This window comes from Ruegeria sp. HKCCD6428, from assembly GCF_013110595.1.
Taxonomy (GTDB): domain Bacteria; phylum Pseudomonadota; class Alphaproteobacteria; order Rhodobacterales; family Rhodobacteraceae; genus Ruegeria.
In genome coordinates, this window is record NZ_WVQX01000010.1 from 102,963 (window position 1) to 126,265 (window position 23,303).

Here is a 23,303-nt window from a genome sequence, read left to right on the forward strand (position 1 = left end):
GTCAGACCCGGTGATAGGGGCCACCTGACAGAATGGTCGCGGCCCGATACAGTTGCTCGGCCAGCATCACACGGACCAGCATATGAGGCCAGACCATCGACCCGAACGAGAGGGAAAAGTCGGCTTCGGCCCGCAAAGCAGGGTCTATTCCGTCGGCTCCGCCGATGATCAGCGCCAGATCCTGCCGCCCCGCATCGCGCCAACTACCCAGTTTCCTGGCAAAATCGGGCGAGGACATCACGCGCCCGCGTTCGTCCAGCGTACAGATCACCGCGCCCTTGGGCAGCGCCTTGCGCAGCAACGCGGCTTCGGCCCCCATGCCTGCGTTTTTCTTGTCCTCGACCTCGATCACCCGCGCGGGACCAAGGCCCAGGCCACGGCCGGTCCGGTCAAAGCGGGTCAGGTAATCATCAAGCAGGGACTTCTCCGGTCCGGAGCGCAATCGCCCGACCGCAACTATGCTGATACGCATATCTCTCTCGCCTCCGGCCCCTCAATACGGGCCGGGATGGCGCCTCAGTTCGCCGAGGCGCTGCCGCCCTGGGGCAGCCACATCTTTTCCAGCTGGTAGAATTCGCGCACTTCGGGGCGGAAGATATGGACGATCACGTCGCCCGTATCGATCAGCACCCAATCGCCGGCATCCTTGCCTTCGACCTTCGAGGTGAAACCGAATTCCTGCTTGATGCGATCCGTCAGCTTTTCCGCCATGGCCGAGACCTGACGGGTCGACCGACCCGAAGCAATGACCATGTGATCCGCGACAGACGACTTGCCTTGCAGGTTGATCTGCACGACGTCTTCGGCCTTGTCATCGGAAAGTGAGGAAAGGATACGCTCAAGCAGCTTGTCGCTGATTGACTGAGAGTGGGCCATTACACGGGACCCGTCTTCGGCAGGCAAACCCGCCTGTGTATGTAGTGACAGGACATAGTCCTCCTTTGCTGCGCGCCGTGAAACCCCGGCGCCGGGGTACTAATAAGGTAACAAGGGGAATGCAACATTTCAATGAAAGCGCGTCCGGCCCCGCGCAGGGTTGATCACTCTTCTGCGATTTGTTGCATGTTTGCGTTTTCCGACAAAAGCCGAACCTCGCGCTGCGGGAAGGGAATCGAGATGCCTTCATCCTGAAACGCATCCCACAGCGCAAGATAGACATTGCCCCTGATATTGGTCAGCCCTTTGGTCGGATCGCTGATCCAGAACCGCAGAACGTAATCCACGCTGCTGTCGCCAAAACCGGTGATATGGCAAACCGGTTCATGTTTTCCGCCACTCAATACGCGGGTCACTGCCTTTACAGCCCGGATCGCCGTTGCCCGCACTTTGTGGGGGTCATCCTCATAGCTGGTGCCGAAATCCAGATCCAACCGCACGAATTTGTCGGAATGCGACCAGTTCACCACCTGGTTGGTAATCAGGTCCTCGTTCGGGATCAGGTATTCCCGCCCGTCCCGCGTGACAACCGAGACATAGCGTGCGCCCAGCGCATTGATCCAACCGAACGTATCGCCCAGCGAGATCACATCGCCTGGCTTGATCGACCGATCCATCAGGATAATGATCCCCGATATGAGGTTCGACACCACTTTTTGCAGGCCGAACCCGATGCCCACGCCGATCGCGCCCGACAACAGCGCAATGCCGGTCAGATCGAAGCCCAGCGTGCGGATCGCAGCCAGAAAGACCGCGCCATACAGCAGCACCTGAATTCCCTTGGCCAACAACACCTGCATGGACGGGGTGATGTCGTCATTGCTCTGCAATCCACGCTCGGCCGCGCGGGTGCCGATGCGGGCCAGCGTCAACAGGACTCCGATCAGCAGGATGGCCTTGAGAATGCCCAGCAAGGAAATATGCAGGTCACCGACGGAAATCGCGACCCCATCGAGGAATTCGGCCACGTCATCCGTCAGATTCAACGCAACAAGCGTTGCATAGACCCACATTGCCCACTTGAATATCCGTCGCAGCGTCCGGTTGCGGACAAGCCTCGCCACCAGTGCAATCGCCAGCCACGCAGTTGCCAGAGTTGCAATGATCCCAATGAGATAACTGCGCGACGGCCAGGTGACATGCTGCATAACCTGATACAAGAGCCAGGACAGCAGCACGAAATAGACCAGTGTCAGCCGCTGCATCAGCTGTACCATGGTGCGAAGCCGCCATTTCGGCCATCCGGTGCGGGCGCGCGTCCAGGCATCCCATCGCGGCTGTGTCAGAACTTTCAGAAGGAAAGCCAGCGCCCAAATGAAAAGGATGATGACCAACTGATACTGCCGCCAGCCCGGCGTAACCACCAACTCGACCAGTTCTTGAAGCTCGGAAGAGAACCCCGCGACCATGTTGTTGTAAAGGTCTGTCAGCGAGCTGGGGATCAGGTCTTGGTTCATACGCGCCTCCTGCACGGCAGCTTGGACAGCAATGCTAGGCGATGCAAGTCTGACACCAGTTTTGAACCTTGATTGCAGCAAAGGCGCGGTATATCTGAACCGCATGAGACTCAATGTGGCCCAAGAACAGAATCTGGAAGACCGCGCGCGTCTGCGCGAACGGTTCTTTGGGGCTGCCCGCACGGTCCTGGCGCGCCTACCCGTCGCCTGAGCCAACTCGCCAGCTATTTCTCATTACATACGGGAGAGGACACATGTCCCCCAAAACACTCTATGACAAGATCTGGGATGCCCATGTCGCGCACGAAGCCGATGATGGCACCTGCCTGCTGTATATCGACCGCCATCTGGTCCACGAGGTCACCAGCCCGCAGGCGTTCGAAGGCCTGCGTATGGCAGGCCGCAAGGTGCGCGCCCCAGAAAAAACCATTGCCGTGCCGGACCACAACGTTCCGACCACACCGGATCGGGTGAACGGGATCGAAAACCCCGAATCGCGCATTCAGGTCGAAGCGCTGGACAAGAACGCCCGGGATTTCGGCATTCACTATTACCCGGTGAATGACGTCCGTCAGGGCATCGTGCACATCGTCGGCCCCGAACAAGGCTGGACCCTACCGGGCATGACCGTCGTCTGCGGCGACAGCCATACCGCCACCCATGGCGCATTCGGCGCATTGGCCCATGGCATTGGTACGTCCGAGGTCGAACACGTTCTGGCCACGCAGACCCTGATCCAGAAGAAATCCAAAAACATGAAGGTGGAAATCACCGGCAAATTGCAGCCGGGCGTGACCGCCAAGGACATCACCCTGGCCGTGATCGGCGAAACCGGCACCGCCGGCGGCACCGGCTATGTCATCGAGTATTGCGGTGAAGCCATCCGCAATCTGTCGATGGAAGGCCGCATGACCGTCTGCAACATGGCCATCGAAGGCGGCGCACGCGCAGGACTGATTGCACCGGATGAGACCACGTTCGAATATGTCAAAGGCCGTCCGCATGCGCCGAAAGGTGCGCAGTGGGAAGCCGCGATGAATTGGTGGAAAACACTCTACACCGACGAAGGCGCGCATTTCGACAAGGTTGTCACGATTCGCGGCGAAGACATCGCGCCTGTCGTCACCTGGGGCACTAGCCCCGAGGATGTTCTGCCGATCACTGCAACCGTGCCGCACCCCGAGGATTTCGAAGGCGGCAAGGTCGAGGCGGCCCGCCGGTCAATCGAGTATATGGGTCTGAAAGCCGGTCAGAAGCTGAGCGATGTCGAGATTGACACCGTCTTTATCGGGTCCTGCACCAACGGACGTATTGAAGACCTGCGTGCCGCGGCCGAAATCCTGAAAGGCAAGAAGATCAAGGACGGGATGCGCGCCATGGTCGTGCCTGGTTCGGGGCTGGTCCGCGCCCAGGCCGAAGAAGAAGGCCTGGCCGACATCTTCAAAGAGGCCGGGTTCGAATGGCGTCTGGCAGGCTGTTCGATGTGCCTGGCGATGAACCCCGACCAGTTGCAACCGGGCGAACGCTGTGCCGCGACCTCGAACCGCAACTTCGAAGGCCGTCAGGGCCGGGGCGGGCGCACACATCTGCTGAGCCCGGCAATGGCTGCCGCAGCGGCAATCACGGGACGGCTGACAGACGTCCGTGAATTGATGTAAGGTGCCCTCATATCTAGATATTTGAGGGATTGAACAAATGAGTGACTGGGTCAAATGGCTCCTGCTGGGGCTTCTATCAATTGCGTTCGGCGTCTTTGCGCTGGGCAATGCGATTGCGGCTTCGCTTGCCGTAACGGTCGTAACCGGTGCGCTGCTGCTGATTGCAGGCGCGATGCAAGTGGTCGGCGGTTTCACCGTCGAAGGCACAGGCAACAAGATTCTGTCACTTATCATGGGTGCGGTCATGCTGTTCCTGGGCTGGTCCTTTCTGGATCATCCGCTTCAGGGAACACTGACGCTGGCGACCGTGATGCTGATCCTGTTCATGGCAGGTGGCATCGCGCGGGTCATTCTGTCGTTCCAGATGAAAGGAACACAGTTTTTCTGGCCCACGATGATCTCGGGCATCTTGTCGATCATCCTCGCAGGTATCATCTGGTCTTATGCAAGCAGCGAACCCGCCGCTTTGCTGAGCCTTCTGGGTATCCTGCTGGGCATCGAGATGCTGTTCAACGGGTTCGGATTGGTGTTCATGGCGTTCTTCGTCAAGAACGCACCCAAGGACGAAACAACAGAAGCGAAAGAAGCTTAATCGCGGGATACGGGCGCGGCCCTCTCCTGCAGGAGTGCAGACATGGAAAAGTTTGAAAAAGTCCACGGGGTGGCCGCCCCGATGCCACTGATCAATATCGACACCGATATGATCATTCCCAAAGTGCATCTGAAAACCATCAAACGGTCCGGCCTTGGCGTCGTGCTGTTTGATGAAATGCGCTATCATGATGACGGGCAGGAAAACGAAGAGTTCGTCCTGAACAAACCCGCCTATCGCGAGGCCGAAATTCTGGTCGCCGGCGACAATTTCGGCTGCGGCTCGTCGCGCGAACACGCACCCTGGGCGATCAAGGATTTCGGCATCAAAGTCGTGATCTCGACCAGCTTTGCCGACATCTTTTTCAACAACTGCTTCAAGAACGGCATCCTGCCGATCGTGGTCGAGGAAGAACACCACGCGATCCTGATGGAAGACGCACATAAGGGTGAGAACGCCCGCATGACCGTGCACCTGGAAGATCAGCAGATCACCACTTCGGATGGGGTCGTGATCGAATTCGATATCGATCCGCACCGCAAGCACTGTCTGCTGAACGGTCTGGACGATATCGGTCTGACCATGGAGAAAGATCACCACATCGACAAATTCGAGGATCACGCAAGTCAGGCCCGCCCCTGGGTGTAAGGCCTTAGCCGATTCTTTGGATACTCAACCTAACGGGGTCGCCAAGGCGGTCCCGTTCTCATTCTTGGGGTTGATTTTACCAGAACCACAACATCTTGGTCTCACATTGCGATACACGTCGGATTTGCGTCGAAAATGATGCAATCCCGCACCAGTTGCGCCATCATTTTGCCCGAAATCACGTGTTTTCTGCACCCTGTCTTGAGCGAAATGCCGCTTATCGTCCATGTTGGCGCTAAAGAGGCATCCGTCAAAAACTCGAGACGATGGGCACAAGTTGGAATGTAAGTCGGCGAAGATCGACTTATCCGGTTTGAAAAAGGGTTCGGATAGTGATTGCGCGCACAACAGGGGCGGCGATACGCGGAATACTTGTGGCACTGATGGTGCTGACACCCGCGTTGTACCTGCCTGTATCATCGACGAACGGGACCGAGATTCTGGTCTTCCTCGCGATTCTCGCGTTCATCCTGACATTCGCCGAGTACAATTCTGCCTTTCCCAGCTTTATTGAATTTCGCGATGCGCCGCCGGTGAACCGTCTGCGGTTTGTCGGGCTGATGTCGATGGTCACCTTTCTGACCCTGGTTTGCAAAAACGCCTATGAGCCGACTGAGCTGACCGCGTTTGCCTACACCGCGGGTCTGGCCGTCGCGAATGTCGCGGACTTTCCCTATTCCCCGGTTCGATTGATCGTGCTGATGCTGCCCTTGGATGCGGGCCAGCCGTTGATCGAATTGGTTCGGATCGCAGCCAGTGTGGCCTATGTGGCCGCCTTGGTCACCGTCGCCAGCTTTGCCTACGCGGTCAAAGTGCGTGGCTGGCCCACGGGTAATGGCGCCTTCAACGTTTGGACCAATCTACCGTTGTTTGATCCCACCAAGGGCGGCGATGTTGTCACCCGCCTGCAACGCGATGGTCGCCTGAATATCTGCATTGGTGTTCTGCTTCCCTTCCTCATTCCGGCCGTCATCAAGCTCATGAGTAGCGTCGTCGCCCCGATCTCGCTGAGCAATCCGCAAACGTTGATCTGGACCATGTGCGCTTGGGCCTTCCTTCCCGCCAGCATGATCATGCGCGGCATGGCGACGCTTCGCATCGCGGGTCTGATCGTAGAAAAGCGCCGCGCCTATTCGACTAGCGAGACAACGCAAGCCGCATGATCCGTGCCCTTGCCCTGCTGCTGCTGCCTTTATCGGTGCAGGCAGAGGTTTATCGCATCTCCACCTACAACACTGAACTCAGCAGAAACGGTCCCGGCCTGCTGCTGCGCGACATCCAGCGGGATGATGCGCAGGTTGAAGCCGTTGTCGAGGTCATTGCCGCTGCGCGACCTGATGTCATTGCCCTGCAAGGCATCGACTGGGATCTGGAAGGCGCGGCCCTGAGCGCCCTGTCCGAGAAACTGCGCGAGGCGGGCCTGGATTTCCCCTATCACTTTTCCGCCCAACCAAATGCTGGGCTGGAAACGCCGCTGGATCTGGACGGTGATGGCAAAACGCAAGGCCCCGGCGACGCGCAGGGCTGGGGGAAGTTCACCGGCCACGGAGGGGTGGCGGTGTTGTCCCGTTTCGAAATCATGACCGATGACGTTCAGGATTACACCGATCTGCGGTGGAAAGATCTGCCTGGGGCTGCTTTGCCACGCAGTGATGGGCTTCCCTTCCCGTCTGAAGCTGCGCACGACATTCAGCGCCTGTCCTCGACCGTGCATTGGGTTCTTCCCATCGAAACCCCGCAGGGGCGATTCAGCCTGATGACCTTTCACGCCGCCCCACCGGTTTTTGACGGACCCGAGGATCGCAACGGTCTGCGCAACAGGGATGAGATTCGCCTGTGGTCGGTTTTGTTGAATGGCGGTCTGGGGCCAGTTCCTCAAGGCCCCTTCGTGATAGCTGCGGACGCCAATCTCGACCCGAGCCGCGGAGAAGGCCACAAACAGGCCATTCGCGCGCTTTTGACCGATCCCAAGGTGCAGGACCCGATACCAAAGGATCCATCGGGGTCATCAGCAACGGTCGAATGGAAAGCCACCGGGGAAATGCGCGTTGACTACGTGTTGCCGTCCAGTGATCTGCAAATCTTGGAAACCGGCATTGTCTGGCCCGTGGAAGGTGACACGCTGTACGACAGTGCCCGACGCGCCAGCAGACATCGACTGGTCTGGGTTGACATAATCCTACCCTAGAACCTCGCCCCTGTTCCCGGTTGTTGGCGATGAAGCGGCACGTTGGGGCGAAATGGCGGAACGCAAGGCATCCTCCAGGTTCGTGTCAGAAAACGAGGCCAGCAATTCTTTCATATAGCCGCCATCCAATTGATGCGGCACGTGCCAGAGGTACCGCATCTCGATCAAATGAAGGGCCATGCGCCAGAACGGGCGGGCCAATTGCAGCGGCCACCAATTCATGCGTCGCACTGCAACCGGCCGGCCGGTGACTTGCGAAAGCGATTGAGCCATCTGCGTCCCGGTCAAAGTGTACCCTTCAAAGGGAACATCGCAAAAACGGGGAAGGTCTTGCCGCATCTCAGCCAGCGCGACGGCGGCGCGGGCCAGATCAGGCAGAAAGGCCCAAGCGTGCGGCGCGTGCGGATCGCCGGGGTAAACGAACTGACCGCGCGAAAGACGCTTGATCATGACCTGATCGAACCAGTTTCCGGATGCATTGGTGTCGATGAAATCCCCGGCGCGCAAAAGGATGGTGCGCACGGTTGACGCGCGATAGGCCTCTTCCATCTCGATCCGAACCCGGCCCAGAGGGTTGGTGGCCTGATGCGGAGTCCCGCCCAACCATGGACCCGGCGTATTTTCACCAAATACGTAGACATTGCCCGGCACGATCACGGTCGCCCCCGTATCTGAGGCCGCATCTATCACCCGTTTGGTCAGCACCGGCACATCGCGCGCCCAATCGGGATAGGGCGGGTTCCATCCGTTCACGATGACGTCCACGCCGCGCGCCGCCTGTGACAGCGAATCAGACCTGCGGTCAAATTCTGTCACGTCCCAGCCCGCGCGCCTGAACGCCAGGGCTGCATTGCGTCCAAAACGACCTGTTGCACCCAGTACCAGTGCAGATTGTGCCATGTTTGCCTCCTGACTGAGATCAATCTAGCCATTCACTTCGCGCAAGGAATTGCCGCAATTTGCAGAACGTGTATTCATTTCTGAATGGACAAAGCTCTGACACATGCAGATTGGTCTCTGATCCAGTGCTTTCTGGCCGTGGCCGAGACGGGATCGCTGTCCGCCGCCGCCCGACATCTGAATCGCAGCCAACCCACTTTGGGGCGGCAGGTCCAAAACCTCGAGGATGAGCTGGGTGTCTCTCTTTTCGATCGCCACGCGCGTGGTCTGAAGCTCAGCGAAGCGGGTTCACAGCTTTTGCCGATGGCCCAGCAGATGCACAGCGCCATGACCGCGTTCAGTCTTGCCGCTGCGGGGCAATCGCAACAGCTTGAAGGTTCGGTGCGCATCACCGCATCCGTCTTTGCCTCGCATCACCTGCTGCCACCGATACTGGCGTCCATCCGCGAGCAGGAGCCCACGATCCAGCTTGAACTGGTGGCCACTGACACCACCGAGAATCTGCTCTATCGAGAGGCGGATATCGCCGTGCGGATGTATCGCCCTGCGCAGGTGGATCTCATTTCCCGCTATCTCGGGGATGTGCCGCTGTGCTTTTGTGCGGAAAAGTCCTATCTGGACCGGAAGGGGCGCCCCAAGACACCCGAAGAACTGTTTACGCATGATCTGGTAGGGTTTGACGCGAACCAGGAGATCATCAAAGCCATGCGTGAAAAGGGGTGGCCAGCCAGCCGCGACAGTTTTGCCACCCGCTGTGACCTGCAAAGCGCCTATTGGGAACTGATCCGGGCAGGCTGTGGCATAGGCTTCAGCCAGGTACAGGTTGCCCAAGCCGACCCCGACGTGGAAATCCTGCCGCTGGATGTAGACATCCCGATTCTACCCGTGTGGCTGGCCGCACCTCAGGCCATGCGCCAGACCCCGCGCATCCGCAGAGTCTGGGATTTGTTGGCAGAAGGGCTCAAAGCCGCTCTTTGAGGGTCAAAGCGGACCGGTATAAGTTCCACGCGCGGGATAGTTGTTGCCCAATGTGAATTTCAAACCACCCGCAATATCCGACATGGACGGGCGACCGAAAGGCGTGGTCTGTTGCCATGCATAGTACAGCGTGCGGTCGGGTGCGATGTAGAAGTGCCCCGGCTCTGCGAACAGGTCCGGTTCGGCGCTGCCTTCGCGCTTGGTCGAGATGTTAAGGCCCCAATCATCCCGCGCGGCGGACAGGGGAAGGCTGTGACCCACACGCAGGCGCGACGCTCCGGCTTTTTCGGCGGTTTCCGCCGCGCGCTCGGCTGTATCGGTGGTGATCATGATGACCTCGACGCCCAGCGCCGCAAAGTCATCCAGCGCCGCTTCGACCTCGGCCATCTGCTTGATGCAGATCGGGCAATGCAGCCCGCGATATTGAATCACCAGCGTCCCGTTTTCGCCCTTGTCCGCGTCAAGATCGAAGCTGCCATGGGCAACAGTTTCGATTTTCAGCGCAGGAACCGGATTTCCAGGAGTCAGCATGTGTTTTCCTTCTGTTTTGGCAGGTTCGTCTCATTGACCCGATGCAACGCAGACGCTAGGCCCTGTGCAACAAAACGCAAGGAGACCCTTCATGTCCAACCCTTCGCTCCTTATCCTGCCCGGAGACGGAATTGGCCCGGAAGTCATGGCCGAAGTGCGCAGAATCATCGATTGGTTCGGCGCCAATCGCGGTCTTCAATTTGACGTGAGCGAGGATCTGGTCGGCGGTGCCGCCTATGACGCCCACGGCAAGCCTTTGTCCGATGAGACGATGGCCAAGGCGCAAGAGGTCGACGCGGTTCTGCTGGGCGCTGTCGGTGGTCCGAAATACGACGATCTGGATTTCAGCCTCAAGCCCGAGCGCGGCCTGCTGCGCCTGCGCAAGGAAATGGACCTGTATTCGAACCTGCGCCCGGCCCAGTGCTTTGACGCGCTGGCTGACTTCTCGTCGCTGAAGAAAGACATCGTTGCCGGTCTGGATATCATGATCGTGCGCGAACTGACCTCGGGCGTCTACTTCGGTGAACCGCGCGGCATCTTCGAGGAAGGCAATGAACGCGTCGGCATCAACACCCAGCGTTACACCGAATCCGAGATTGAACGCGCCGCACGCTCGGCCTTTGAACTGGCGATGCGCCGGAACAAAAAGCTGTGCTCGATGGAAAAAGCCAACGTGATGGAATCGGGCATCCTGTGGCGCGAAGTGGTCAACCGCGTTTCCGCTGACTACCCCGAAGTTGAGCTGAGCCATATGTACGCCGACAACGGTGCCATGCAGCTGGTGCGCGCGCCGAAACAGTTCGACGTGATCCTGACCGACAACCTGTTCGGTGACATCCTCTCCGACTGCGCCGCGATGCTGACCGGGTCTCTGGGTATGCTGCCGTCGGCGTCGCTGGGCGCGCCGATGGCCAATGGACGCCCCAAGGCAATGTACGAGCCCGTACACGGATCTGCCCCCGATATCGCAGGTCAGGGCAAAGCCAACCCGATCGCCTGCATTCTCAGCTTTGCGATGGCTCTGCGCTACAGCTTTGATCAGGGTGAGGAAGCCGATCGGCTGGAAGCTGCGATCGAGAAGGTTCTGGCCGACGGCGTTCGCACCGGCGACCTGCTTGCGGATGAGGGCGTTCAGCCCGTCTCGACCAGCGAAATGGGCGACGCGATCCTATCTGCATTGGACGCAAGCGTCTGAGTAACGAAAGTAAGAAAAAACAAAAGGCGGTGCACCGGGCACCGCCTTTTTTTGTTTTGGCGTTTCGAGATTGCTTTAGTTGCCGCCGAAAATGTTCTTCAGCAGATTGTTGATGTCATTGGCAAAACCTCCGCGCTTTCGGCGGGGCTGCGGCTGGGCAACCTGAACCGGTGGTTCCGGCGCCATCATCGGCAAGGGCGTGGGTGTCATCCCCTCGGTCACGCGCAGCATGGTTTCTTTCCAGATCTCGGCCGGCAAGCCACCACCGGTCACGCCGGACAAGGGCGTGTTGTCATCATACCCCATCCAGACCCCGGTCACATAATCCGCCGTGAACCCGATGAACCACGCGTCGCGCGCGGCCTGGGTCGTTCCGGTCTTGCCGGCCACCTGCCAGCCGGGCAATTTGGCCCGCCCGCCGGTTCCTTCAGAGACCACGCGCTCCATCATCCAGGTCAGCTGTTTGGCGGCCTTTTCATTGATCACCCTCTCGCCAATACCGGTCGTCGTGACCATGACGGGTGTTTCGTCGCCCAGCAGCTTCAGTTCGGTCAGCCCATAAGGTTCAACCTGTGACCCACCATTCAGGATGCCTGCATAAGCCCCGGTCATCTCGATCAACGTGCTTTCAGATGCACCAAGCGCCAGCGCAGGCCCCTGTGCCAGGTCGCTGGCAATCCCAAAGCCGCTGGCGACCGTCCGAACATTGTCCAGGCCGGAAATCTCGGCCACTTTCACCGCCGGTATGTTAAGCGAGTTTTTCAGCGCATCCGCCAAGGTCACCCGCCCATAATACTTGTTGGTGTAGTTCTTGGGGCACCACTGGCCTGACCCCGGAATATCGACGCAATAGGGTTCATCCATCACCGTATCCAGCGGCGAATATCCAAGTTCCAGCGCGGTGGCGTAAACGAATGGCTTGAACGATGACCCTGTCTGTCGCAACGCCTGCGTCGCCCGGTTGAACGCGCCAGACACGCGTGTCTTGCGCCCACCAACCATCGCACGCACCGCACCGTCGGCCGACATCACCACAATGGCCGCCTGCGCCTTTGATCCTTCGCGCACTTTTTCCTGAAAGATGAACTTCAGCGCCTCTTCCGCAGAGGTCTGAATGCGCTGATCCAAGGTTGTCCGGATCACCACATCTTCGGTCGTGTTGCGGGTAAAGAACTCGGGCCCGCTGGCCATGACCCAATCTGCAAAATATCCCCCGGCCCGGGCAGCCGCCGCCTCGGACAGTTGGGCCGGGCGCGCCCGCGCCTCGCTGGCCTGCGCGGCGGTCAGATAGCCCTGATCCTCCATCAGACCGATTACAAGGCGGGCCCGGTCCTGCGACCGTTGCAGATTGTTCGTCGGCGCATAGCGTGTGGGCGCAACCAACAGCCCGGCCAACATCGCTGCCTCGGCCGGCGAGACTTCGGCGGCGGACTTGCCAAAGTACCGCTGGCTTGCGGCCTCGAACCCGCGCGCGCCTGCACCAAGGAAAGCCCGGTTCAGGTAGATCGTCAGAACCTCATCCTTGGAGTATTTCACCTCCATTGCCATTGCATAAATGGCCTCTTTGGCCTTGCGCCACAGCGATCCCTGACGGCAATCGGCTTCATAGGCGGCCTCTGATTCCCATTCTGTCGGATCATAAGGCACGCCCAGACACAGCAGTTTGGCCGTTTGCTGCGTTATGGTTGACCCGCCATGCCCGGACAACGGGCCGCGCCCTTCGCTCAGGTTGATGCGCACGGCGCTTGCCACACCGCGCGGGCTGACCCCGAAATGGCGATAGAACCGTTTGTCCTCGGTCGCGATGACGGCGTTTTTCAGATGCGGCGACACCGTATCAGCAGTGATCACCCCGCCAAACTGGTCGCCCCGCCAGGCAAACACTTTGCCGTCGCGGTCCAGCAGCGTGACAGACCCGCGCGCACGGCCGTCCAACAAGGCATCCAACTCAGGCAACGAGGAATAGACGACACCCACCGCCAGGGCGATCAGGATGGCCACGACCGCTCCGACCCGCCAGGTCAGACCCCAGACCATGCGCCAGACCCAACGGAAGAAACGACGCAAGATGCCGCCGCCTTTGCCCCCCGATCTTTTGCGCGTCTTTTTGCGCGCAGTTTTGCGTGAGGTGGTTTTGCGAGCCGTCGCCTTCTTGCCCGCCGGGCGCTTGGATGCCGACGGTTTACGACCCTTTGACGGGTACCTTTTATCCGCAACCAATTTCGGCTTGCGTCGCTTGGACTCAGTCATGCTCAAACTCTGCCCAGGTTTTCTTTTGCGCCACCATACCCCGGTGATCTGAGTATGTAGAGGTCCGAATTTCCGAAATTTCCCCTCACAATACTGCCTATTATTTAATCAGCGTGCCTATTTTGTGCAAATAATGTGCAATTTTTCGCCGTTTGGCGATCCTTTGGCCCTCAAGAGCCGTTTCTTACCACGATCAGTCGCGCATTTTTCTGCAGGTGCAAACAAACCGGTTCCACCGGAGAACCAGAGGGGAAAGACGTGAAACTGATCATTGCGACAATCAAGCCGTTCAAGCTGGAGGAGGTGCGCGAAGCACTGACCGAAGCCGGCGTGCGCGGCATGATGGTAACCGAGATCAAGGGCTTCGGCTCGCAATCCGGCCACACCGAAATCTATCGGGGGGCCGAATACGCGGTGAACTTCGTGCCCAAGATCAAGCTGGAAATCGTGGTGCCTGCCGCGATGACCGACCAGATCGTCGAGACCATCACCAAAACCGCCAAGACCGGAAAGATCGGCGACGGCAAGATTTTCGTCCTCGATGTCGAGCAGGCGCTGCGCGTGCGGACCGGGGAAACCAACGAAGAGGCGCTGTAGGCGCCGCGACCGACAATCATTCGAGGACTGAACATGAACCTGATGAAATCTCTCATTCCTGCGGCGGCGATCGTCGCGCTGCCGCAGATGGGCCTGGCGCAAGAGGCCACCGGCGAGACTGCGCAGCATACCCAATACATCCTGACTTCGCTGTTGTTTCTGGTCGGCGGTTTTCTGGTATTCTGGATGGCTGCGGGCTTTGCCATGCTCGAAGCCGGCCTGGTGCGTTCCAAGAACGTTGCCATGCAGCTGATCAAGAATATGGGCCTGTTTTCCTTTGCAGCCATCATGTATTGGCTGGTGGGCTTCAACCTGATGTATCCGGGCGACGGCTGGACCATCACCGGCATTCTGGGCGCGTTCTCGCCAACGTCACTGGAACCGGTTGGTCTGGAAGGTGTCGAAACCGACCTGTCTTATGCATCCGTCGGATCGGACTTCTTCTTCCAGCTGATGTTCTGCGCCACCACCGCGTCCATTGTATCGGGCACCATGGCCGAGCGCGTCAAACTGTGGCCCTTCTTCTTTTTCGTGATCGTCCTGACAGGCATCATCTACCCGATCGAAGCGTCCTGGCAGTGGGGTGGCGGCTGGTTGTCCGAGATGGGCTTCAGCGACTTCGCCGGCTCGACCCTGGTTCACGCCGCGGGTGGCTTCGCGGCTCTGGCCGGTGCCATCGTACTGGGCCCGCGTATCGGTAAATACAACAAGGAAGGCAAAGTTGTGCCTATCCCCGGCTCTAACCTGGCGCTGGCAACCCTGGGGACGTTCATCCTGTGGCTGGGTTGGTTCGGCTTCAACGGCGGCTCGCAGCTTGCAATGGGCACGATCGGAGACATGGCCGATATCAGCCGTATCTTCGCCAACACCAACATGGCCGCCGCCGCCGGTGCCGTCGCCGCCCTGATCCTGACACAGGTGATGTATGGCAAGGTCGACCTGACCATGGTTCTGAACGGTGCGCTGGCCGGGCTGGTCTCGATCACCGCCGAACCGCTGGCGCCGTCGCTGTTCCAGGCGCTGATCATCGGGGCCATCGGTGGCGTGATCGTGGTCTACACCGTGCCGCTGCTGGACAAGATGAAGATCGATGACGTGGTCGGCGCCATCCCGGTTCACCTGATCGCGGGCTTCTGGGGCACCTTCATCGTGGCATGGACCAACGGTGATGCGTCCTTCGTGACCCAGATCATCGGTTTCGCGGCCATCGGGATCTTCGTCTTCGTGGTCAGCTTCATCCTGTTCTCGATCCTCAAGGCCACCGTCGGCCTGCGGGTGGGCGAGGAAGAAGAGATCAACGGGCTCGACATGGGCGAACTGGGCATGGAAGCCTATCCCGAATTTTCGAAAGGCTGAGCCCACTTCCACCCAAACAAAAAAACCCGGGCACTCGTGCCCGGGTTTCTTGTTTGGCAATGCCTGAAAATCAGACGCCGACGTCGACAATCGCCTGCGCAAGGATCGGAACGGTGTTGGCGTTCAGACCGGCGATGTTCAGGCGGCTGTCGCCAACCATGTAGATGCCGTGTTCAACGCGCAGTTTCTCGACCAGTTCCGGGGCCGCACCCAAGCGCGAGAACATGCCGCGGTGCTGGGCGATGAAACCGAAGCGGTCCGAACCGCTCAGACGCTGGAGTTCGTCGGCCAGTTGGCGACGCAGGCCCAGCATCGACAGGCGCACCTCTTCCAGTTCGGCCATCCAGTCGGCGCGCAGGGCTTCGTCCATCAGGATCGTGGTCACAACACGCGCGCCGTGGTCGGGCGGGAAGGAATAATTCTGGCGGTTCAGGAATGCCAATGTACCCTGGTTCAAAGCGGTCGGCCCGGCATCGGCGCTGATGGCCATCAGCAAACCGGTGCGTTCGCGATACACGCCGAAATTCTTCGAGCATGACGCCGCTATCAGGCATTCCTTGACCGAAGACGCGACCAGACGTGTTGCTTGCGCATCCTCTTCCAGGCCGTCGCCGAAGCCTTGATAGGCGATGTCGATCATCGCAACGAGGCCAAGCGCGTTGATCAGGTTCACGACCTCCTGCCATTGAACCATGTTGAGGTTGGCACCGGTCGGGTTGTGGCAGCAACCGTGCAGCAGAACCACGTCACCCGCCTTGGCGGTCTTCAGGTCTTCGATCATGCCGTCGAAATCGACGCCACGTGTGTCGCCATCGAAATAGCGGTATGGAACCGTCTCGATCCCCAGGTAGTTCAGGATCGACAAGTGGTTCGGCCATGTCGGGTTCGACACGAAGACGCGGGCCGACGGGTTGGCCATACGGATCATCTCGAAGGCCTGACGGCAGGCGCCGGTGCCGCCCGGCGTCGCCACGGCGGCGATGTTGCCGCGCTCAACCGACGTGCCGAGGATCAGCCCGATCATCGCATCCGCATAGGCCGGGTCGCCGGCCAGCCCGGTATAGGATTTGGTTTCCTGCTCTTCCCAGACGCGCTGCTCGGCCGCTTTGACGGCGCGCATGACCGGGGTGATGCCTTCCGCGTTTTTGTAGACGCCGACGCCCAGGTCGATCTTCTGATCACGCGGGTCTTCGCGGTACATCTGCATCAGCGCCAGGATCTTGTCGGCAGGCTGCGGTTTCAGGTTCTCGAACATCAGGTCTCTCCGGTTGCGACGGGCAGGGTCGGGAAGGCGCCCCATTCAGCCCATGAGCCGTCATAAAGCGAGTGGTCTTTCTTGCCCATGCGCTCAAGCGCAAGGCTGAGGATCGCGGCGGTCACGCCAGACCCGCACGAGGTGATCGCCGGTTTCGACAGATCGACGCCCGCGGCCTCGAAAATGGCGCGGCACTCTTCCGGCGACTTCATGGTACCATTGGCGTTCAGCAACTGGCCAAAGGGGACATTGCGTGAACCCGGAATATGCCCCGAGCGCAGCCCCTCGCGCGGTTCGGCTTCGGCCCCGGAAAACCGGCTGGCAGAACGGGCGTCGATGATCTCATGATCACCCAGCTTGGCGGCGGCGGAAACTTGCGTGACATCCCGAACAAGCTGATTTTGCACCCGGACGGTCATATGACGATCACGGATGACTGGCGGCAGGTCTTCGACCTCGCGCCCTTCCGCCTGCCATTTGGGGAATCCACCATCCAGAACTGCGATGTTTTCCTGCCCCATCAGACGGAACAGCCACCAGACGCGCGCAGCCGACATCAGCCCAGCACCATCGTAAACCACGACTTGATGACCGTCGCCCACACCCATCGCCCGCAGGCGCGACATGAATTTCTCGACCGGAGGCGCCATATGCGGCAAGTCGGAACGGTGATCTGATATCTCGTCTATGTCAAAGAACCGCGCCCCGGGGATGTGGCCTGCGTCATATTCCGCCCGTGCATCACGATTTTGCGCGGGCAAGTACCACGACCCGTCCAGAATCCGCAGATCCGGATCCTTCAAATGCGCGGCCAGCCATTCAGTGGATACGAGGGTTTTTGGATCGTCCTGCATCAAAGCCTCCCCTAAGCGCGCTTGATTTTTCCCTATACCCGGCAGCATAGGGGTTCAAGGCTGGATAGCGCTCACTTGGCGCTGCGCAGGCGGAAATGTTGGATAATCCCAATGAGGCTGATCAGAATCCAGAACCCCTCGATCAACATTGAAGCGAGATTGAAATTCTGAAGCAGGGAATAGACGATCAGCACCGAGCCCAGCAGGTTGATCACCGGAAAGGCCAGATCATCCGAGTTCATCATCCGCATCTGTGTTGCGAAATACGCGGCGACCACGATCAAGGCCCCGAAAGAGCCGATGGCGTCGACGATGGTCAGGCTGTCGAAAAATGCGGTCATGAATGGGCCTTGCCGTTCTCTACAAATTCGGTGTGTTGGGCGTAATGATGCATGTTCAGAAAGGCCGCCCCCGTTGGACCGGCGCGATACCCGTGCGGAAGATCGGCCGCGAAACGCAACCCCTGCCCGGCCTGTAGGGAAACCCACTCGTCTCCGCGCAGGATCTCAAGCGTGCCGTTCAGAACAAAGACCTCCTCGGTCACGCCTGTCGCGTGGGCGGGCGACTCGTGGCTTTGGTTCGGCTTGAGGTTGACGTGGAACGTCTCGGCCCCCAGAGCGGGATCGAATGGAAAGACGATCTTGACCTCGATCGTGCCGGGGAAAGTTACGGTCTGAAATACCGAAGGGTCCCCGTTCATCGTATCGATCAGCGCGCTGAGCGGTAGTTGAAACCCCTTGGCAATTTTCCACAGCGTTGCGATGGTCGGGCTGGATTCGCCGCGCTCAATCTGCCCCAGCATGGCTTTGCTCACGCCCGTCATCTTGGCCACTTTCGACAGGCTCAGGCCCGATGCCGCACGCACGTCTCGCAGTTTCAGCGTTATATCGTCAGAGTCCATCTCATCGTCCCGCGAATCCTCTTGTGCGTTATAGCGCACATGTGGTACGTGCGCTATAACGTACGAACCCCAAGACATGCAACCCGAGGCAACAGGGAAACAGCATCATGCCATTGTACCGATCCAGAACCTCAACCCATGGCCGCAACATGGCTGGCGCACGCGGCCTTTGGCGCGCCACCGGCATGGGAGACGATGATTTCGGCAAACCGATCATTGCCATCGTCAACTCGTTCACCCAGTTTGTGCCCGGTCACGTCCACCTGAAGGACCTGGGTCAGATGGTTGCGCGCGAGGTCGAGGCCGCCGGTGGCGTTGCAAAAGAATTCAACACGATCGCGGTGGATGACGGCATCGCAATGGGCCATGACGGGATGCTGTATTCGCTGCCCTCGCGCGAAGTCATTGCGGATTCGGTCGAATACATGGTCAACGCGCATTGTGCCGACGCCATGGTCTGCATTTCGAATTGCGACAAGATCACCCCCGGCATGCTGATGGCCGCGATGCGCCTGAACATCCCTGCTATATTTGTTTCGGGCGGGCCGATGGAGGCCGGCAAGATCGATATCGCAGATCTGGATGCCAAGAAAATCGACCTCGTCGACGCCATGGTCGCCGCGGCGGACGACAGATTCACCGACGAACAGGTTCAACACATCGAAGAGAATGCCTGCCCAACCTGCGGGTCCTGTTCTGGCATGTTCACTGCGAACTCGATGAACTGTCTGGCCGAAGCATTGGGCCTGGCTCTGCCGGGCAACGGCTCGACACTGGCGACACATGCCGACCGCAAAGAGCTGTTCCTTGAGGCAGGCCGCCGCATCGTCGAGATCACCAAGCGCCATTATGATCTGGATGAAAAAGGTTTTCTCCCACGCGAGATTGCCACCTTCGAAGCATTCGAAAACGCCATGAGCCTCGACATCGCCATGGGCGGGTCCACCAATACGGTGCTTCATCTGTTGGCCATCGCGCATGAGGGCGGCGTTGATTTCACCATGTCCGACATGGACCGCCTGAGCCGCCGCGTTCCCTGCCTGTGCAAAGTCGCGCCCAACACCGAAAATGTGCACATGGAAGACGTCCACCGCGCCGGAGGTATCTTCTCGATCCTCGGAGAGCTCAGCCGCGCAGGCCTGCTGCACGAGGAATGCAACACGGTACATTCGGCCACAATGGGCGAGGCGATCGCCAACTGGGACATCAAGGTCGCCAACAATCCAAAGGCGCAGGAGCTGTTCAAGGCCGCCCCCGGCGGCGTGCGCACCACACAGGCGTTCAGCCAGTCCAACCGGTACAAGGAACTGGACACCGACCGCGAAGGCGGCGTGATTCGTTCGAAAGAACACGCGTTCAGCCAGGATGGTGGTCTGGCCGTTCTGTTCGGCAATATCGCCCGCGACGGCTGTATTGTGAAAACTGCTGGCGTGGACGCCAATATCCTGAAATTCACCGGCTCGGCCTACGTGTGCGAAAGTCAGGATCAGGCGGTCAACGACATTCTTACGGGCAAGGTGAAAGAAGGCGATGTGGTCGTCATCCGCTATGAAGGCCCGCGCGGAGGCCCGGGGATGCAGGAAATGCTATATCCGACGTCATATCTGAAGTCCAAGGGCCTGGGCAAAGCCTGCGCGTTGCTGACCGATGGCCGTTTCTCGGGCGGCACATCAGGCCTGTCGATCGGACATGTATCACCCGAAGCGGCCGAAGGCGGTGAGATCGGTCTGGTTCAGAATGGCGACACGATCGAGATCGACATCCCCAACCGCACCATTCATCTGGCGGTTTCGGATGAAGAGCTGGCCGCCCGCCGCACGGAACAGGACGCAAAGGGGTGGGAGCCCGCCGCGCCCCGCAAACGCAAGGTGTCCACTGCGCTCAAGGCCTATGCAAAGCTGACGACCAGCGCAGCAAAAGGGGCTGTTCGCCAAGTCTGAGCGCCTGCGGGACCGGCTTGCTGAGGCGGCGAGCCGGGATTTCGACCGTCCTCAAGAACTCCCGCGCCCAAATCGCACCATCAGCCTTGCTGATGCCACGTTTGGCCTTGGGCCCGGCGCCGCGCAACGCGCGGCGCCGGGCCCAACCGGAGGAGATGTTTCGCAAGAAAAAACGACGACGGGCGGGAGCACCCCACCGTCAGTCGCCCAGTTTGGCATGGATTTCGTCCAGATCGATTTCGCCGATCGGCATCTTGTTGGCTGGGTTTTCGAAGTCGTATTTGAACAGCTCGAAATCCTGCTTGTAGATCTCGTAGACCAGATGCATTGACAGATCGTCAAAGTAGTCTTCAACCGGATGCGCACGTTTTGGTCCGTGCCCTTCGGATTCATTGAACCGTGGGATCTCGGACAATTTGACCGGGTGCTTCAGCTCGACATTGTCCAGAACATCCTGCATCCCGTCATTGAACGCTTCTGTCCAGAATATCCGGTCATAGTGACCGCCGTTCACGATGAAAGTGGACACGTGGCCTGACATCGCAGACCAGTGAATGTCCGGGTCCATCGGGCGCCGCCACCGGATCGTATCACGCGCAAACAGCAGAAACCGGCGGAAGCTGGCGATCTGGTCAAACTCTCCTTTGCCATCGTCGCCGCCCACTTCGATCCCGTAGTTGTAGATCAGCGTCGGCACCAGATTGCCGCGGTATCTCTTGCCGTTGCGCTGAATGCCGCAGATTTTGTCAAAGAATGAGCTGAGAATGCGGGTGTAGGGATTGCGCACGCAAGTGAACGAATAGGATGCGTGATTGCGCACGTTGTTCGAGATCAGCTCCTGGCTCTGATCAAACGCCCATTTGTGCATGCCGTCCTTGGCGTCATGGATATCACCGTCAAAGAACTGGCCGTGATCCGAAAAATACATGATCTGACCAATGGTCGAGCAGGCACATTTGGGCACCACACGGTACACCATGCTTTCGCTCTCGGTCATCCAGGTACCGGGAAACCCCATCTGCTGCGCCTCCTTCGCTGGCCTGGTCTCGATCCGATACACCAGCTTTTGGTAACAAAGAACCAAAATTATTCTGTTTATTCAATCGTTCATCCTCAGTATCACGGTTGAAATCAGGCAGAAACGGATATTGCGTTATCTCTATGGCAAAAGTCGCCTATATATTGCTGTGTCACAAGGACCCTGAGGCCATCATTGCTCAGGCCGAACAACTGACCGCAGTCGGCGATTGCATGGCCATCCATTTTGACCCCAGCGCCAGCACCGAAGCCTATGAGCGCATTCGGTCCGCACTGGATCAGAACCCCAATGTTACCTTTGCGAAAAAGCGCGTCAGATGCGGCTGGGGAGAATGGTCGCTGGTGCAGGCCACGCTGAACGCCCTGCAAGCCGCCGTGGAAACTTTCCCGCGCGCCACGCATTTCTACATGCTGTCCGGTGACTGCATGGCGATCAAAACCGCTGAATACACGCACCGTTACCTCGACGATCACGACAAGGATTTCATCGAAAGCCACGATTTCTTTGAAAGCAACTGGATCAAGACCGGCATGAAAGAAGACCGGTTGATCTATCGCCACTACTTCAACGAACGTACGCAGTCCAAGCTGTTCTATGCCGCCTATGAATTGCAGAAGCGCTTCGGTCTGACGCGGGACATCCCCCAGGACATTCAGATGATGATCGGCAGCCAATGGTGGTGCCTGCGTCGCAGAACCGTCGAAATGATTCTGGATTTCCTGCGTCAGCGCCGGGATGTGATACGGTTTTTTTCGACCACGTGGATCCCTGATGAAACCTTCTTTCAGACGCTGGTGCGTCACCTGATCCCGAAAAACGAGATTGAAAACCGAACGCCGACATTCCTGATGTTTTCGGACTATGGAATGCCGGTCACGTTCTACAATGACCACTATGACATGTTGCTGGGCCAGGATTATCTGTTCGCACGCAAGATCAGCGCCGAGGCGCATGAGTTGAAGGCCCGGCTCGGTTCGCTCTATGCAAGTGAGGGCGTCGATTTCCCGATCTCGAACGAGGGGCGCAATCTGTACGCGTTTCTCACCGGTCGCGGACGCATCGGCCGCCGGTTCGGACAACGCTTCTGGGAAGCCGGGAGCGTACTCGGCCCGGAACGGGAACTGTTCGTGATCGTCTGCAAGAAATGGCATGTCGCCAAACGTCTTGTCGATCAGATCGCATCTGAAACGGAAATTCCTTGCGTCGAATACCTGTTCAACGAAGAAAACACGTTGCTGCCGGACCTGGGCGGGATCGAATCCACACTGACCAAGCGCTCTCGTCACCGGCGCGCCGTTCTGCGCCTGTTGTTCGACAGTTTCGGGTCGGATCAGCTGGTGCTGTGCCTTGACCCGGCCAATCTTGACGCGCTCGAGGATTTCTGCGGCGACCAGGCCAAAACTCACGTGCTTGAGATCGAATGCGAATACTCGGACGACTATCTGATCGGCCACGCGCGTCGCGTCGGGCTGGCCGGAGACAACAGCCCAACCGAAACCGTTGCTTCCTTGCTGCCGACGCTTCGCAACGATCTGGGCTATGAATCCGAACGGATCCGCGCCGCCCGGCTGGACAATTACCTGCGCCTGCGGGAAACGGCCCCGCGCGCCGAGAACGAAGCGGTTATTGCCAAGTTTCTTGGGGTTGGTGAAGACAAAGCCCAAGCCATCATGCAGTTGGATTACCTTTTCCTCGACTGATCCCCAAAGCCCTTCACAGATTGTCCGCCCAAAGGCTGGCACCCGTGACCCGCGCAATCCAAATCGCGGATGGCAAGTGTTCCACCACACAAGGCAGCGGCAGCCGCCGCAACTGCACTCGTGATTTTTATTCAAATATCGGATACTGTGCAGCCAATTGGGCCATTTTGTTCATACTTTTTCCATCAGCAACACGGCCCTTGCCAGGAACAAACACAGATAACAGGCAGGTCTTTTATTCTGAATGACCGGTGTCCGAGCTTCGAAGAACCAGAGGCACTGGCTGACCGAAGATTGAAGTATTGCAACGCAACTCCGGGGGGACACA

The 23,303-nt window shown here is 58.9% G+C and carries 23 protein-coding genes; 12 read left to right on the top strand and 11 right to left on the bottom strand.

Annotated features, from left to right (window positions below; translation table 11 throughout):
• Position 1: 1 nt before the first annotated feature.
• The 3 genes from rlmH to GS620_RS18820 form a co-directional block, all read right to left on the bottom strand.
• Positions 2-472, bottom strand: a complete 471-nt coding sequence (gene rlmH / locus GS620_RS18810) for a 23S rRNA (pseudouridine(1915)-N(3))-methyltransferase RlmH (protein WP_171617394.1) — start codon at positions 470-472, stop codon at positions 2-4.
• A gap of 44 nt (positions 473-516) precedes the next feature.
• Complete coding sequence (gene rsfS / locus GS620_RS18815) at positions 517-876, bottom strand: ribosome silencing factor (protein WP_058276550.1); 360 nt, start codon at positions 874-876, stop codon at positions 517-519.
• A gap of 164 nt (positions 877-1,040) precedes the next feature.
• The gene (locus GS620_RS18820; RefSeq protein WP_171230251.1) at positions 1,041-2,393 is read right to left on the bottom strand and encodes a mechanosensitive ion channel family protein; all 1,353 of its coding nucleotides are present in this window, start codon (positions 2,391-2,393) and stop codon (positions 1,041-1,043) included.
• 115 nt (positions 2,394-2,508) lie between these two features.
• Here GS620_RS18820 and GS620_RS18825 point away from each other — a divergent pair, with 115 nt between their 5' ends.
• The 6 genes from GS620_RS18825 to GS620_RS18850 all read left to right on the top strand — a co-directional run bounded on the left by GS620_RS18825 (position 2,509) and on the right by GS620_RS18850 (position 7,479).
• Positions 2,509-2,604: an isopropylmalate isomerase gene (locus GS620_RS18825; RefSeq protein ID WP_224857982.1), complete on the top strand. Its 96-nt coding sequence runs from the start codon at positions 2,509-2,511 to the stop codon at positions 2,602-2,604.
• 43 nt (positions 2,605-2,647) lie between these two features.
• The gene (leuC, locus tag GS620_RS18830) at positions 2,648-4,051 is read left to right on the top strand and encodes a 3-isopropylmalate dehydratase large subunit (RefSeq protein WP_152459723.1); all 1,404 of its coding nucleotides are present in this window, start codon (positions 2,648-2,650) and stop codon (positions 4,049-4,051) included.
• Positions 4,052-4,088: 37 nt separating this feature from the next.
• On the top strand, positions 4,089-4,643 hold the full coding sequence (locus GS620_RS18835) for an HdeD family acid-resistance protein (protein WP_152459722.1): 555 nt from the start codon (positions 4,089-4,091) through the stop codon (positions 4,641-4,643).
• Positions 4,644-4,685: 42 nt separating this feature from the next.
• The gene (gene leuD, locus GS620_RS18840) at positions 4,686-5,291 is read left to right on the top strand and encodes a 3-isopropylmalate dehydratase small subunit (protein WP_171206408.1); all 606 of its coding nucleotides are present in this window, start codon (positions 4,686-4,688) and stop codon (positions 5,289-5,291) included.
• 332 nt (positions 5,292-5,623) lie between these two features.
• On the top strand, positions 5,624-6,454 hold the full coding sequence (locus tag GS620_RS18845; protein ID WP_152459720.1) for a hypothetical protein: 831 nt from the start codon (positions 5,624-5,626) through the stop codon (positions 6,452-6,454).
• Positions 6,451-7,479 carry an endonuclease/exonuclease/phosphatase family protein gene (locus GS620_RS18850; RefSeq protein WP_171617395.1) on the top strand — a complete coding sequence of 343 codons (1,029 nt, stop codon included), beginning with the start codon at positions 6,451-6,453 and terminating at the stop codon, positions 7,477-7,479. The genes GS620_RS18845 and GS620_RS18850 overlap by 4 nt, the downstream gene beginning before the upstream one ends.
• Here GS620_RS18850 and GS620_RS18855 read toward each other — a convergent pair.
• Complete coding sequence (locus GS620_RS18855) at positions 7,471-8,379, bottom strand: epimerase (protein ID WP_171617396.1); 909 nt, start codon at positions 8,377-8,379, stop codon at positions 7,471-7,473. The genes GS620_RS18850 and GS620_RS18855 overlap by 9 nt on opposite strands.
• An 84-nt stretch (positions 8,380-8,463) precedes the next feature.
• On the opposite strand from GS620_RS18855, the gene GS620_RS18860 reads away from it, so the two are divergent.
• Positions 8,464-9,357 carry a LysR family transcriptional regulator gene (locus GS620_RS18860; protein ID WP_171617397.1) on the top strand — a complete coding sequence of 298 codons (894 nt, stop codon included), beginning with the start codon at positions 8,464-8,466 and terminating at the stop codon, positions 9,355-9,357.
• A gap of 3 nt (positions 9,358-9,360) precedes the next feature.
• On the opposite strand, the gene GS620_RS18865 is transcribed toward GS620_RS18860, so the two are convergent.
• A complete protein-coding gene (locus GS620_RS18865) occupies positions 9,361-9,888 on the bottom strand; it encodes a redoxin domain-containing protein (protein WP_171120094.1) in 528 nt (175 codons plus the stop codon).
• 91 nt (positions 9,889-9,979) lie between these two features.
• Between GS620_RS18865 and leuB the strand changes: the two genes are divergently transcribed.
• Positions 9,980-11,083, top strand: a complete 1,104-nt coding sequence (gene leuB, locus GS620_RS18870) for a 3-isopropylmalate dehydrogenase (RefSeq protein WP_171120093.1) — start codon at positions 9,980-9,982, stop codon at positions 11,081-11,083.
• Positions 11,084-11,158: 75 nt separating this feature from the next.
• Here leuB and GS620_RS18875 read toward each other — a convergent pair whose 3' ends face one another.
• Positions 11,159-13,333, bottom strand: a complete 2,175-nt coding sequence (locus tag GS620_RS18875; RefSeq protein ID WP_171171870.1) for a transglycosylase domain-containing protein — start codon at positions 13,331-13,333, stop codon at positions 11,159-11,161.
• A 258-nt stretch (positions 13,334-13,591) separates the two neighbouring features.
• On the opposite strand from GS620_RS18875, the gene GS620_RS18880 reads away from it, so the two are divergent.
• Both GS620_RS18880 and GS620_RS18885 read left to right on the top strand, forming a co-directional pair.
• Entirely contained in the window at positions 13,592-13,930 is a 339-nt protein-coding gene (locus tag GS620_RS18880; protein WP_152459713.1) for a P-II family nitrogen regulator, read from the top strand.
• A gap of 33 nt (positions 13,931-13,963) precedes the next feature.
• The gene (locus GS620_RS18885; protein WP_171617398.1) at positions 13,964-15,286 is read left to right on the top strand and encodes an ammonium transporter; all 1,323 of its coding nucleotides are present in this window, start codon (positions 13,964-13,966) and stop codon (positions 15,284-15,286) included.
• Between the two features lie 70 nt (positions 15,287-15,356).
• Here GS620_RS18885 and GS620_RS18890 read toward each other — a convergent pair whose 3' ends face one another.
• The 4 genes from GS620_RS18890 to GS620_RS18905 form a co-directional block, all read right to left on the bottom strand.
• Positions 15,357-16,541, bottom strand: a complete 1,185-nt coding sequence (locus GS620_RS18890) for an amino acid aminotransferase (protein WP_171617399.1) — start codon at positions 16,539-16,541, stop codon at positions 15,357-15,359.
• Positions 16,541-17,395, bottom strand: a complete 855-nt coding sequence (gene sseA / locus GS620_RS18895) for a 3-mercaptopyruvate sulfurtransferase (RefSeq protein WP_171120090.1) — start codon at positions 17,393-17,395, stop codon at positions 16,541-16,543. Before sseA ends, GS620_RS18890 begins: the two co-directional genes overlap by 1 nt.
• 71 nt (positions 17,396-17,466) lie before the next feature.
• Positions 17,467-17,736, bottom strand: coding sequence for a hypothetical protein (locus tag GS620_RS18900; RefSeq protein WP_152459709.1), 270 nt, complete (start codon positions 17,734-17,736; stop codon positions 17,467-17,469).
• The gene (locus tag GS620_RS18905; RefSeq protein WP_171230244.1) at positions 17,733-18,296 is read right to left on the bottom strand and encodes a helix-turn-helix domain-containing protein; all 564 of its coding nucleotides are present in this window, start codon (positions 18,294-18,296) and stop codon (positions 17,733-17,735) included. The genes GS620_RS18900 and GS620_RS18905 overlap by 4 nt, the downstream gene beginning before the upstream one ends.
• A gap of 107 nt (positions 18,297-18,403) precedes the next feature.
• On the opposite strand from GS620_RS18905, the gene ilvD reads away from it, so the two are divergent.
• Positions 18,404-20,236 carry a dihydroxy-acid dehydratase gene (gene ilvD, locus GS620_RS18910; RefSeq protein WP_171120089.1) on the top strand — a complete coding sequence of 611 codons (1,833 nt, stop codon included), beginning with the start codon at positions 18,404-18,406 and terminating at the stop codon, positions 20,234-20,236.
• Between the two features lie 199 nt (positions 20,237-20,435).
• Here ilvD and GS620_RS18915 read toward each other — a convergent pair whose 3' ends face one another.
• Positions 20,436-21,254: a sulfotransferase family protein gene (locus GS620_RS18915; RefSeq protein WP_171233692.1), complete on the bottom strand. Its 819-nt coding sequence runs from the start codon at positions 21,252-21,254 to the stop codon at positions 20,436-20,438.
• A 143-nt stretch (positions 21,255-21,397) separates the two neighbouring features.
• Here GS620_RS18915 and GS620_RS18920 point away from each other — a divergent pair, with 143 nt between their 5' ends.
• Entirely contained in the window at positions 21,398-22,975 is a 1,578-nt protein-coding gene (locus GS620_RS18920) for a DUF5928 domain-containing protein (protein ID WP_171617400.1), read from the top strand.
• The last annotated feature ends 328 nt before the right edge of the window (positions 22,976-23,303 follow it).